Origin of the sequence: Micrococcus sp. Mcc89, from assembly GCF_024519795.1 — a bacterium.
Classification (GTDB): Bacteria; Actinomycetota; Actinomycetes; order Actinomycetales; family Micrococcaceae; genus Micrococcus; species Micrococcus luteus.
The window spans coordinates 22,119-34,294 of the sequence record NZ_JALJRI010000063.1 but is presented as its reverse complement, the minus strand read 5'-3'; the positions used below and the strand labels follow the sequence as shown (position 1 = coordinate 34,294).

12 protein-coding genes are annotated in these 12,176 nt (G+C 74.4%); 4 read left to right on the top strand and 8 right to left on the bottom strand.

Going from position 1 to position 12,176, the window contains the following annotated elements; genetic code table 11:
- Positions 1-78: 78 nt before the first annotated feature.
- Together NR072_RS07095 and NR072_RS07090 are read right to left on the bottom strand one after the other, a co-directional pair.
- Positions 79-1,506, bottom strand: coding sequence for a helix-turn-helix domain-containing protein (locus NR072_RS07095; protein WP_036316757.1), 1,428 nt, complete (start codon positions 1,504-1,506; stop codon positions 79-81).
- Positions 1,503-1,940 (bottom strand): DUF779 domain-containing protein, encoded by a 438-nt coding sequence (locus NR072_RS07090; protein ID WP_010079970.1) that lies wholly within the window; start codon positions 1,938-1,940, stop codon positions 1,503-1,505. Before NR072_RS07090 ends, NR072_RS07095 begins: the two co-directional genes overlap by 4 nt.
- Before the next feature lie 255 nt (positions 1,941-2,195).
- On the opposite strand from NR072_RS07090, the gene NR072_RS07085 reads away from it, so the two are divergent.
- Positions 2,196-2,756, top strand: a complete 561-nt coding sequence (locus tag NR072_RS07085; RefSeq protein ID WP_041103409.1) for a GNAT family N-acetyltransferase — start codon at positions 2,196-2,198, stop codon at positions 2,754-2,756.
- A 32-nt stretch (positions 2,757-2,788) separates the two neighbouring features.
- Here the strand turns inward: NR072_RS07085 and NR072_RS07080 are convergent, their stop codons facing one another.
- Positions 2,789-4,444 carry a thiamine pyrophosphate-dependent enzyme gene (locus NR072_RS07080; protein WP_049144858.1) on the bottom strand — a complete coding sequence of 552 codons (1,656 nt, stop codon included), beginning with the start codon at positions 4,442-4,444 and terminating at the stop codon, positions 2,789-2,791.
- Positions 4,445-4,611: 167 nt separating this feature from the next.
- On the opposite strand from NR072_RS07080, the gene NR072_RS07075 reads away from it, so the two are divergent.
- Complete coding sequence (locus NR072_RS07075) at positions 4,612-5,376, top strand: CGNR zinc finger domain-containing protein (protein WP_069942012.1); 765 nt, start codon at positions 4,612-4,614, stop codon at positions 5,374-5,376.
- 75 nt (positions 5,377-5,451) lie between these two features.
- Positions 5,452-6,447, top strand: a complete 996-nt coding sequence (locus tag NR072_RS07070; RefSeq protein ID WP_069942011.1) for an L-lactate dehydrogenase — start codon at positions 5,452-5,454, stop codon at positions 6,445-6,447.
- A 10-nt stretch (positions 6,448-6,457) separates the two neighbouring features.
- Here the strand turns inward: NR072_RS07070 and NR072_RS07065 are convergent, their stop codons facing one another.
- The 4 genes from NR072_RS07065 to NR072_RS07050 all read right to left on the bottom strand — a co-directional run bounded on the left by NR072_RS07065 (position 6,458) and on the right by NR072_RS07050 (position 10,059).
- Positions 6,458-6,859 (bottom strand): hypothetical protein, encoded by a 402-nt coding sequence (locus NR072_RS07065; RefSeq protein ID WP_049144854.1) that lies wholly within the window; start codon positions 6,857-6,859, stop codon positions 6,458-6,460.
- A 190-nt stretch (positions 6,860-7,049) separates the two neighbouring features.
- On the bottom strand, positions 7,050-7,631 hold the full coding sequence (locus tag NR072_RS07060) for a hypothetical protein (RefSeq protein ID WP_010079963.1): 582 nt from the start codon (positions 7,629-7,631) through the stop codon (positions 7,050-7,052).
- Positions 7,632-7,691: 60 nt separating this feature from the next.
- Entirely contained in the window at positions 7,692-9,104 is a 1,413-nt protein-coding gene (locus tag NR072_RS07055) for an MATE family efflux transporter (protein WP_069942010.1), read from the bottom strand.
- Between the two features lies 1 nt (position 9,105).
- Positions 9,106-10,059: a CPBP family intramembrane glutamic endopeptidase gene (locus tag NR072_RS07050; protein WP_036317511.1), complete on the bottom strand. Its 954-nt coding sequence runs from the start codon at positions 10,057-10,059 to the stop codon at positions 9,106-9,108.
- A 143-nt stretch (positions 10,060-10,202) separates the two neighbouring features.
- Between NR072_RS07050 and NR072_RS07045 the strand changes: the two genes are divergently transcribed.
- A complete protein-coding gene (locus tag NR072_RS07045) occupies positions 10,203-10,616 on the top strand; it encodes a VOC family protein (RefSeq protein WP_020621736.1) in 414 nt (137 codons plus the stop codon).
- Between the two features lie 10 nt (positions 10,617-10,626).
- Here the strand turns inward: NR072_RS07045 and NR072_RS07040 are convergent, their stop codons facing one another.
- Positions 10,627-12,138, bottom strand: coding sequence for a SulP family inorganic anion transporter (locus NR072_RS07040; protein ID WP_020621737.1), 1,512 nt, complete (start codon positions 12,136-12,138; stop codon positions 10,627-10,629).
- Positions 12,139-12,176: the final 38 nt, after the last annotated feature.

Here is a 12,176-nt window from a genome sequence, read left to right as displayed (position 1 = left end):
CCCTGCCGTGGCTGTGACCCTAGTCACAAGGATGTTGCACGGAGGTTGCAGCCGGGCGCGGGTGAGGGGCGGGCCGGGTCAGGCCAGGTCCCGCTCGATCCGCTCGAGCGTGGCCACGGCGAGCGCCCGCCGCGGCGAGTCCGCCGGCAGCAGACGCAGGGCGGCGCCCCAGAGCTCGACGTCGTCGCGGGCCTCGGGGCGGCCCAGGTAGGCCCAGAGCTGTTCGACATCCGCGTCCTGGGCGACGGCCTCGCGCAGCGCCTCCCCCAGCTCCGCGCGGATCGAGGCGACACCGGGGGACGCCGACCGCGGCAGCACCGGCCCGGCCGCCGCGTGCAGCGCACGGTCCAGATCCCCGGCGCGCAGCGCCTCCCGCGCGCACAGCAGGTCCGCGTGCACCTCCCCCACGAGCCGGTACGGCCGGGACAGCAGTGCCACCGGCGCCCCCACGTCCCGCAGCGCCCGGCGGAGTCGATGCACCTCGGCGCGCAGCGAGATGGCGCGGGCGGGGGAATCGCCCGGCGCGGGCCGGGGCCCGGCGGTCTCCTCCGGATACAGCGCGACCTCGAGCTCGGCGCCGGTCAGGCCCGGGCCGTGCCACGCGAGGAGGGTGAGGATCTCGGCGTGCCGGCCGGTGAGCTCGACCCCGTCCAGCGTGGGCGGCAGGTGGCCGGTGACGCGCAACAGGCCCGCGGCGGCGTCGTGGCGGTGCGGCGCGGCGGCGGGGCTCGGCCCCGGCGAGGCGGACGGCGGAGCCGAGGGGCCCGGCGTCGGGGCGGTGCCGCGGGGACGGCCCCGGGACGGGGCGGGCAGGTCCCGCCAGGCGGCGTGCACGGCGTCCACGGTGGCCTGGAGCAGCGGCAGGGCGAGGTGGCTGACGGCGTCCTCCCCGCCCGTGAGGTCCAGGACCCCGACGAGCCGCCCGGTGGCCGGGTCCGTGAGCGGGACGGCCGAACAGCTCCACGGGTGCACGCGCGGGCTCAGGTGCTCGCCGCGGCTGACCTGCGTGGGGGCGCCGGTCGCGAGGACGATGCCGGGGGCGGAGGTGCCCATGGACGCCTCGGACCAGTCGGCGCCCGCCACGAAGCCCATGGTCTCGGCGTGGCGCACCGCGGTCCGGTCGCCCTCGACCCACAGCAGGTGGCCGCGCGCGTTGCCGATCGCGGCGAGCATCCCGGCCTCGGCCGCGGGGTGGATGAGCATGCGGCGGACCACCGGCAGGGCCACGGCGAGGCGCTGGTCTCGGCGGGCGGCGGCGAGGTCGTCGTCGGAGAGGGTGGCCGGGTCGGTCTGGCCGGGTACCGCGGGGGTGAGGGCGCCGAGGGAGCGCAGCCAGGACTCACGGACCTCTCGCCGCAGCCCCTGCAGGGCGGCGCGCAGGCCCTGGTCTGCGCCGGCCGGAGCGGTGGGCGACGACGGCGCGAGCGACAGGCGGACCGCGGCGAGGGACTCGTGGGCCCGGTCCACGGCGCGTCGGTAGGCGCCGGTGGCGAGGGTCGAGCTCATCCCGAGCCTGCCATCAACCGCGAGCGGATCAGGAACCGCTTGCCCTCGGGGGCCTCGACGGAGAAGCCGGAGCCGCGCCCGTCCACCACGTCCAGGGTGAGGTGGGTGTGCTTCCAGTATTCGAACTGGGCGGCGGACATCCAGAACGGGATCTCCACGGCGGCCTGGTCCCCCTCGGCCGGCAGCGCGAAGGTGCCCAGCAGGACGTCGGCGGCGCCGGTCGTGAAGTCGCCGGCGGGATAGCACATGGGCGCGGACCCGTCGCAGCAGCCGCCGGACTGGTGGAACATGAGCGGGCCATGGATCGGGAGGAGTCGGCGGATCAGCTCGAGCGCCGCGGACGTCATGGCGACGCGGGACAGGGTCTCGCCCGGCATCTCGGGGCGAGCCTCGAGCGCGGGCGCATGCTCCGCCGACGAGGACGGCACGGTCATTGCGACCTCCTGGGGATGGGCGATCGTCGGTCCCCACACCCTAGCCTCGAACGTGATCCACGTCACCCCTGCTCGTGTCGTGGGGGGCGCGGCGGCCCGGGGGCTGTGCCGCGAGGCAGACGTTTCGGCTGCAATCAGGGGCTGATCACGACCGAAACGTCTGGCTCACGGCGCGGGGGTGGGGAGGGGAGGAGGGCTGGGGCGGCGGGTGGCTCACGCGGCCGCGCCCGGCGTCCCCCCTCGTACACTCGGCACATGCTCCCGGACCCCAGCCCCACCGTCACCGTGGACGGCCTCCTGCTGCGCCCGCTGCGCGCCGCGGACGAGATCGCGGCGCGCGAGGCGGACGCCGAGCTGCATCGGGAGGGGTTCGACTTCCTGATGGCCGGCACCCGCTCCTTCCCCGCGATCCGCCGCGCGTTCGCCGCCGAGGCGCGCGGCGACGTCGAACCCGGCCGCGTGCCCGCCTCCTTCTACGTGGGCGTGGACGAGGCGGGCCATCTGGTGGGCCGGGTGTCCGTGCGGTGGGAGCTGAACGAGGCGCTGCGGCACGTCAACGGACACGTGGGCTATGCGGTGCGCCCCGCGTTCCGGCGGCGGGGCCACGCCGCGCGGCTGCTGCGCGGCGCCCTGACGCTGCTGGCCGCACGCGGGGTGCCCGCCGCCCTGCTCACGTGCGACGAGACGAACACCGCCTCCGTGGCCACGATCCGTGCGTGCGGGGGCGTGCTGCGGGACCGGGTCGAGGCGGACCTCGACGGTGCGCCCTTCCCCGTGCCCCAGCTGCGCTTCGACGTCCCCACGACGGCGGCCTGACCGGAGGGACGGCGGGGACCGCGCCGCCGGCCTCAGTAGGCCTTGACGCGCTGCTCCACGATCAGGTGGATGAGCGCGAACCGGCCCTCCTCCTGGACCGCCTTGAGCGCCGCGTCCACGGCCGCCGGCACGTCCGCGTCCCGCTCCACGCGCACCCCGAAGCCGCCGAACGCCTGGGCCATGGCGGCGAAGTCGGGGTTCTTCAGCTGGGTGCCGGAGACGCGCTCGGGGTACTCGCGCTCCTGATGGGTGCGGATGGTGCCGTACTCCTGGTTGTCCATGACGATCACGAGGGGCTTCGCGCCGTACTGCGCGGCGGTCGCCAGCTCCTGACCGTTCATGAGGAACTCGCCGTCGCCGGCGATGGTCACCACGGTGCGGTCCGGGAAGTTCAGGGACGCGGCCACGGCGCCCGGCACCGAGTAGCCCATGGAGCCGTTGCGGGCCGAGATCATGGCGCGGTAGCCCTCGGTCGGGAAGTACCGGTGCGCCCAGTTGGTGTGCTCGCCCGCGCCGAGGGAGATCATCGAGTCCTTCGGCAGCTTCGGCACCAGGTTGGCCATGAGGGTGGCCATCTTCGCCTGACCCTCGGACGGCTCGGCCGGGGGCAGGGCCGCGAACTTCTCCTGCTCGCCGCGCATGCGGGAGGTCCACTCCTCCCACTCCGGCTTGACCTCGAGCTCCATGCGGACGAGGTCGCGGATGAACACGTCCGGCTTGGCCACGATCTGGTGGGACACGGGGCCGGAGCGGCCGCGCAGGGACGGGTCGATGGTGACCAGGAAGTTCTTCTTGTCCCAGTTCTGGCGGATGGTGAAGCCGTTGGTCACGACGTCGCCCGGCACGGTGCCGACGAACACGATGAGGTCGGTCTCCTCGAGCATGTCGTAGGTCGGCTTCGGGCGACCGTAGCCGATCGGGCCCACGTAGGACGGCGAGGAGAACGGCACGGTGCCCTCGGTGCGCCACTCGGCGGCGGCGGGGATCTTGTGCTCCTCCAGCCACGTCGTCAGGGTCTGCGCACCCTCGTCCGTCCAGTCGTTGCCACCGGTGATGAACAGCGGCTTGCGGGACTCCTTGAGCGCGGCGTGCAGGGACTTCCAGTCCTCCACGGTCATGCCGCCCGGGGCCACGGGGATCTGCGGGTGCAGGTGCGCGTCGATCTCCTGGCGGATCACATCCTCCGGCAGGCCGACGACGACGGGCCCGGGCCGGCCCGAGCTGGCGGCGAACATGGCCTCGGCCACGATCTCGGAGGCGCGCTCCGGGTGGTCCAGGACCATCACGCGCTTCGCACCGGTGCCGAACCAGGCGTGCGGGTCGAACTCCTGGAAGGCCTCGCGGTCGCGGTGCTCGAACGGGATCAGGCCGACGAACAGCACGAGCGCCGTCGAGTCCTGCCACGCGGTGTGCAGGCCGACGTGGGCGTTCGCGGCGCCCGGGCCGCGCGTCACCATGGCGACGCCGGGGACCACGTTCATCTTGCCGTCGGCCTCGGCCATGTACGTGGCGCCGCCCTCGTGGCGGCACACCACGTTCTCGATGCCCGAGTCGTACAGGCCGTCCAGGACGTCCAGGTAGGACTCGCCCGGCACGGAGTAGACGCGCTTCACGCCGTGGGACTCGAGGGTCTTGACGATGACGTGCCCGGCGGAGAGGCGACCGGTCGCCTGGGAGGTCTGGGACATGGAGGTCTCCTGTGCTGGTTCGGGGGCCCCTCCGGCCCCGTGGGTGCACCCCGCCGCGCAGACGGGGTCCGTGGGGGTCAGGGTACTGGACGGGACGGCGCCGGAGGCCACCCGATACGCGGCGTGAAGCCGGTGACGGGAGGGCGGACCCGCCGTACGCTTTCCCCATGCTCTCCGCGCCGACGCTCTCCCGCCTCGCCTCCCTGGCCGCGTTCCTGAACACCGCCCCCGGCCTGCGGGGCGGTCAGCCGGCCGACGAACGGTTCACCGCCGCCACGCAGCTGCCCTCCCTCGTCCCTGAGCTCCAGGAGGACGAGGTCCGCCTCCGCCTGGCCGCCGCCGCGGCCGTGCGTGGCCGCGAGCTCCGCGGCCGTCTGGCCGAGGTCTGGGCCCTCGCCGCCGGGGACGAGGCGGCCGCCGTGGAGCGCGTGAACGCCCTCCTCGCCGCGGCCGGCCCGCTGCGGCTGACGGCCGGGGGCGACGTCGTCGGGCTGGCCCCGGCGCAGGTCCCCGCCGACGCGGTGGAGCGGCTGGCCGCGATGGCCGCCCTCGCGCTGGCGGAGACCGCGATGGACGGCGAGCTGACCCGCCTGCGCGTGTGCGAGGGCGAGGACTGCGAGAACGCGCTCGTGGACGCCAGCCGGAACCGGTCCAAGCGGTTCTGCGACGAGGCCAACTGCGCCAACCGCACCCACGTGCGCTCCTACCGGGCACGGCTGGCCGAGGCGGCGGAGTCCGCCCCCGCGGCGGATCCGGCCGGGCCGGAGGAGGCGGAGGCGCCGGAGGCCGTCGTGGACTCCGAGGCCGCCGCCGACGAGCCCCGCCGGGAGACCAAGAAGGAGAAGAAGGAGCGCAGGAAGGCGGAGAAGAAGGCCCGCAAGAAGGCGGAGAAGAAGGCCGGCAAGAAGAAGTCGGACAAGAAGAAGGACTGACCCGGCCCCACCCGCCGGGGGACGGGGCGGCCTCGTGGTTCCGTCGGCCGACCGGACACCCCTAGCCTGCGAGGCATGAGCGAGCACACCCCCGCCCACTCCCCCGCCGCCCCCGCGTCCCTCGGACCCGCCCACCGCAAGGTCGGCGTCGTGGGGGCCGGCGGCGTCGGCACGGCGATCTGCTATGCGGCGCTGATCCGCGGCGTCGCCCGCGAGGTCGCCCTGTACGACATCGACGAGCCCAAGGTCCGCGCCGAGGTCCTCGACCTGGCCCACGGCACCCCGTTCACCTCCGCGTCGGCGATGACCGGCGGCGCGGACCCGGACGTCCTGGCCGGCTGCGAGGTCGTGGTGATCACGGCCGGCGCCAAGCAGAAGCCGGGGCAGACCCGCCTCGACCTCGGCGCGCACAACGTGGAGATCCTGCGCGGCCTGCTGCCCCAGGTGCAGGCGCACGCGCCGGAGGCGCTGATCGTGCTCGTCACCAATCCCGTGGACGTCCTCACGCTGGTGGCCCAGCGCCTCACCGGTCTGCCTGCCGGCCGGGTGATCGGCTCGGGCACCCTCCTGGACACGTCCCGCCTGCGGTGGCTGCTGGCGTCGCGGGCGCAGGTCCACCCGTCGTCGGTGCACGCGGCCATCCTCGGCGAGCACGGGGACACGGAGTTCCCCGCGTGGAGCTCGGCGCGCATCGGCCCGACGCCCATCCTGGAGTGGCCGACGCCGGTCGACCCGCTGTTCACCCGCGCCGACCTGGACGAGGTGGCGGACACCGTGGTGCACGCCGCGTACGAGGTGATCCAGGGCAAGGGCGCCACCACGTACGCGGTCGGCGTGGCCACGACCCGCCTGCTCGAGGCGATCCTGCGCGACCAGCACGCCATTCTGCCGGTCTCCACCGTGCTCGACGGCGTCCACGGGCTCTCGGACGTCGCCCTGTCCATGCCGTCCGTGGTGGGGCGCGACGGCGTCACCCGCGTGATCCAGCCCGAGCTGGACGACGCGGAGATGCGGGCGCTGCACGCCTCGGCGGACGCGCTGCGGCGGGAGGCACGCAGCCTCGGGTTCTGAGGCGCCGGGCTCAGGCGCGGGGGGCGTCGCCTCCGGTGCCGCCCTGCTCGCGGCGCTCGGCGGCGGCCTGGGCGCGGCGGTCGGCGGCGGCCTTGCGGAACATCTCCTCGGAGGAGCGGTTCACACCGGAGCCCTGGGAGAGGTGGTCCGGGTTCTCGCGCGCGGCGAGCTGCAGCATGGCCACCACCACGAGCGAGGTCATGAAGAAGACGCCGAAGGCGATCAGCGCGATGTCGACGCGCAGTGGATTCTGGGTGCCGCCGGAGGCGGTGATGCCGGCGATCACCCCGCCGATCAGGCCGAGCACGGCGGAGAAGACGAGCGGGCCCTTGACCGTGGTGCGCAGACCGCCGCGTGCCGGGCGGCCGGATCCGGCGCGATCGGCGGACGGGCGGGGGGACGGTGCGCTCACGGCGGGACTCCTGACGGCTGGGGGCGGCTGGGGCGACACGGCCCGCGCAGGCGCCCGGGGCTGAGGCCCTCGGGGCGCGGCGGACCGGAGCCAGTCTACGCGTCCGGCCGACGGGTGGCCCCTCGGGGCCCCGAGGTCCTCCCCCGGCGAACGTCCGCCCCGCGGGTCAGGACGACGACGTCGGCCCGGTTCAGAGGCCCCTGGCCGTGCCCCGGTCCCGGCGCACCTCGTGGTGGAAGCCGAGCCCGGAGACCATCAGGAGCACGCCGATCAGGATCGCCCCGCCGCCGGCGATGCCGAGCAGGGCGTGCGGGCCGAAGCCCTGCAGGGCGGCCACGACCACGCCGCCCCCGGAGAGCAGGCCCACGAGTCCGGTCCACAGCTGGTCCCGCGCGGGGATGAACTCGCGGCGGTGGCGGGCCCACGCCACGAGCTCGGCGACGCCGCCGAGCACGAGGGCGGCGCCGGCCGCCACGCCCACCGCCGCCGGGGACCCCAGGAACAGCAGCACGATCACGCCGAGCATCCACGCGGCCGCCGCCAGGGACAGCGGGGAGCGCATGGCCACGGGCACCGGGTCGCGGCGCAGGTACTCCCACATCGCCGAACCGGAGAACGCCAGGTACAGCGCGAACATGACCTTCATCCACGTCAGGCCCGGCTCGGCGACGAACACGGTGGTCAGACCGAACGCCAGCGCCACCACGGCGCGGATCAGGATCGGCTTGAACACCACGGACGAGATCTCGAGGGGGGTCTGCACGGTAGCCACCGCCCCAGTCTAGGAGCAGTGCGGCCGCGGCCCGGCCCGCGCGTCACCGCCCGGACGCGCTCACCCGACGCCGAGCCGCATCCAGTCGTCGCGCCGGGCCCGCCAGCCGAGGGTGAGCGCCCGCATCCCCATGTAGACCCCTGCGAAGCCGAGCCAGAGCAGGCCCAGCTGCACGCCGGCGTCGGGCACGGCGGCGTTCGGTCCGGGCCAGGCCGCGGTCCAGCCGAATCCGCCCGTGGCGAGCTGCGCGAGCACCCAGAGCGCCGGCGCGTAGACCACGAGGTTCACGAGGCCGGCGAGGGCGAGGTAGCGGGCGTCGCCGGCGCCGATCAGCACGCCGTCCAGCACGAACACGTACCCGGCCACCGGCTGCCCGGCGGCCAGCACCCACAGGCCCACGGTGGCGGCGGCCTGCACGGTCGGGTCCGTGGTGAACAGCCCCGGCAGCACCGGTGCCGCCAGGGCCAGCACGGCCCCGGTCACGACGCCGAAGCCCAGCCCCCAGCGCACCATCGTCCGGGTGAGGCGACGGGCCGCATCCGGCCGGGCGGCCCCGAGCTCGGCGCCGATCAGGGCCTGCGCGGCGATCGCGAGGGCGTCGAGGGCGAACGCCAGCGTGGAGAACAGCGTGAAGACGAGCTGGTGCGCGGCGAGGGTGAGGTCGCCCGCGCCGGCGGCGGCCATGACGGTGATGAGGATGGCCGCGCGCAGGCTCGCGGTGCGCAGCAGCAGCCACGAGCCCACCTGGGCCGTGGCGCGCATGCCCGACGCACGGGGCGCCCACACCGTGCCCGAGCGGCGGAAGCGCGGGGCCAGCACGAACAGGTATGTCACGAGCATCGCCCACTGCACCACGGACGTACCGACGGCCGAGCCAGCTACGCCCCAGCCCAGCCCGTACACCAGGGCCACGTTCAGCCCGATGTTCGCGCCGAAGCCCACACCCGCCACCACGAGCGGCGTCACGGTGTCCTGGAGGCCGCGGAGCACCCCGGTGGCCGCGAGCACGGCCAGCAGGGCCGGCAGCCCCGGCATGGACCAGCGCAGGTAGGCGACGGCGTGGGCCTGCACCTCGCCCGTCGCGCCGAGGGCCGCCGTCAGCGCGGGGGCCGCGAGCCAGCCGAGGACGGCCAGCACCGCGCCGAGCAGCAGGCCCAGCCAGATGCCGTCGCGGCCGCGGTCCATCGCGGCGGCCGGGTTCCCCGCCCCGATCAGCCGGGCCACCGCCGGGGTGGTGGCGTAGGCCAGGAAGATCATGAGGCCGGTGAGCGTGTGCAGGATGGTGGTGCCGATCCCGACGCCGGCCAGCTGGGCCGTGCCCAGGTGCCCGATGATCGCGGTGTCGGCCAGCAGGAACAGCGGCTCCGCGATGAGCGCGCCGAACGCGGGGACCGCGAGCGCGAGGATGCGCCGCGTGAGGGCGCGCGCGTCCTGCGGGGCGGGCGCCGCCGTCGAGCCGGAGGGTCCTGCCATCTCAGCCCAGCAGGGCCAGCAGCGGGGCCAGCGCCGTGGTCGGGGCAGTGGGGCCGGGCAGCGTGTCCGGCAGCAGGGGGGCCACGAGGTAGAGCATCGCGATGGCGATGCCGTTGTTCACCATGTGCAGCAGCACCGCGTACCCGAACGAGCGGCCCATCAGGATGTAGGACACCGTGATCGCCACCGCGAGGGTCAGGTACGGGACGGTCTCCACGAGCCGGAAGTCGCCGCCGGTGCCGAGGAAGTGCAGGAGTGTGAACGCGAGCACGGAGACCACGGCGCACACCCACACGTTGATCCAGCGGGAGAGCTTGCCGATCAGCAGGTGGCGGAACAGGTACTCCTCCACGAGCGGGGCGGCCACCACGGTCATGAGGATCATGAGCACGGGCGGGGCCTGCGTGGTCATCTCCTCGAGCGCGGCCTGGTTGGCGCTGGTCTGCGCCTCCCCGATGAGGCTCAGCACGATCACGTTCACGACGATGCACGCCAGCCACGTGGCGGGCAGCAGCAACAGCTTCCACCACGTCCCCGTGCGGAACACCCGCAGCGACGTCACGAGCGGGCGCCAGGCCACGGCCAGCACGAGCACCACGAGGATCGCGTAGCTGACGATGTTCACCGTGAACCCGTCGCGGACCAGGTCGAACGCCTCGAGGTCACCGGGGACCAGGCCGAGCGACACCGCCAGCCACAGCCCCAGCCCGAGCACCATGAGCGCCACGTACACGAGCACCACGACGGCGTCGCCCCAGTGGAACCGACCCGGGGTCCAGTCCGGCGCGGGGCGGGCCGCGGGCCGGCGGCCGGGCCAGCCGGCGGGGACGCCACCGGGGGCGCCGGGGTGCCCGTGCAGGCTCGGGGCGACGGCGGCGCGGCGGGCGGACGGCCGGCCCGACGGCGGCCAGCCGGCGGGCGGACCGGCCGGCGGGCCAGAGGGAGGAACGCTCATGGCGGCCACGCTACCAACGGGGGCGGACGCGCCAGGCCGCGGGCGCCGTCGTCGGGAGCGGCTCCGTGGCCCACGCCACGCCCGCGCGCCCGCGACACGCGCGCGGTGGCGGCGGGCCGAACGCCTCGTCTACGGTGCTCCCCATGGCCTTGTTCTCCCAGCCGGTGTTCATCAACCTCCCGACGACGGACACCGAGCGGATCCGTGAGTTCTGGACGACCCTGGGCGCCACCGCAATGGACGACTACTCGGACGAGCACTCGGTGTGCATCGAGCTCACCGAGTCGACGTACGCGATGTACCTCAGCCCCGGCTACTACACCGACTTCATCGGCAACCGTGAGATCGCCGACTGCCTCACCACCAACTCCGCCCTCATGGCGCTGACCGTCGGCGACGCCGCGGCGGTGGACGCCCTGGCGGACCGGGCGATCGAGCTCGGCGCCGCCGAGGTGCCCCTGCCCGAGGACCTGCGCGAGGAGATGGCCGACTCCGGCATGCACTCCCGCGAGATCGTCGACCCGGACGGGCACCAGTGGGAGTTCGTCACCGCCTGAGCCCGCCGGCTCAGGCGCCGAGTCGCCCGGTGAGGCGCGCGTGCATCGCCGCGGAGGCCTCGTTCAGCCCCGTCACCTCGGCGTGGATCCCGTGCCGGGCGTACTTGGTCAGCACCGAGTCGAGCGCGGCCACAGTGGAGGCGTCCCACACGTGCGCGGCACTCATGTCGATCACGACGCGCGGCGGGTCGAGGGCGTACTCGAACTGCGAGTAGAGGTCGTTCGAGGACGCGAAGAACAGGGCGCCGTGCACGCGATACGTGACGGCGTCGCCGTCGTCGTGGACCTCGCGGACCACCGTGACCAGACGCGAGACGCGCTGAGCGAAGAGCACCAGCGCAGCGAGCACGCCCACACCCACGCCGATCGCGAGGTTGTGAGTGAGCACCGTGGCCGCCACGGTCACGACCATGACGGCGGTCTCCGAGCGCGGCATCGCGCGCAGGGTGGCGGGGCGCACCGAATGCCAATCGAAGGTGGCGGCGGCCACGAACATCATCACGCCCACGAGCGCGGCCATGGGGATCTGCGCCACGAAGCCGCCGAAGGCCACCACGAGCACCAGCAGGAACACGCCCGCGAGGAACGTGGAGATCCGGGTGCGGGCGCCGTTCGCCTTGACGTTCATCATGGTCTGCCCCACCACGGCGCAGCCGCCCATGCCGCCGAACAACCCCGAGACCACGTTCGCGACACCCTGCCCCCAGGACTCGCGCGTCTTGTCCGAGCGGGTGTCGGTGATGTCGTCCACGAGCTTCGCGGTGAGCAGGGACTCGAGCAACCCCACGAACGCGATGCCGACGCTGAACGGCAGGATCAACCGGAGGGTCTCCCACGTCAGCGGGACGTCCGGCAGGCCGAGCACGGGCAGCGCATCCGGCAGCGCGCCCCGGTCCCCCACGCGCGGCACGGCCAGGCCGGCGGCCATCACCAGGGCGGTGACCACGACGACGGCCACGAGCGTCGCCGGCACCGCCGTGGTGAGCCGCGGCAACAGCACCACGATCGCCAGGGCCAACGCCGTGAGCGGGTACACGAGCCACGGGACGCCGATCAGCTCGGGCAGCTGCGAGGTGAACACGAGGATGGCCAACGCGTTGACGAACCCCACCATCACCGAGCGCGGGACGAACCGCATGAGCCGGGCCACACCGAACACGCCGAGCAGGATCTGGATGACGCCGCCGAGGATGATCGCGGCAAGCAGGTGCCCCACCCCGTACGCGTGGGACAGCGGTGCGACGACCAGCGCCACCGCCCCCGTGGCCGCGGAGATCATGGCGGGCCGGCCGCCCACGATCGCGGTGGTGACGGCCATGGTGAAGGACGCGAACAGCCCGACGCGCGGATCCACGCCCGCGATGATCGAGAACGCGATGGCCTCCGGGATCAGGGCGAGCGCCACCACGACCGCGGCCAACACCTCGGTGCCCAGCAGCCGAGGGCTGCGCAGGGTGCGCAGGACGGACTGCCGCTGGAGCGGCGTGAGGGCAGGCGGGGGCGCGGCGGGTAAGGCGGGCATGCTCCCGAGGGTAGCGGTGCGCGGGCGGGGTGCCCGCC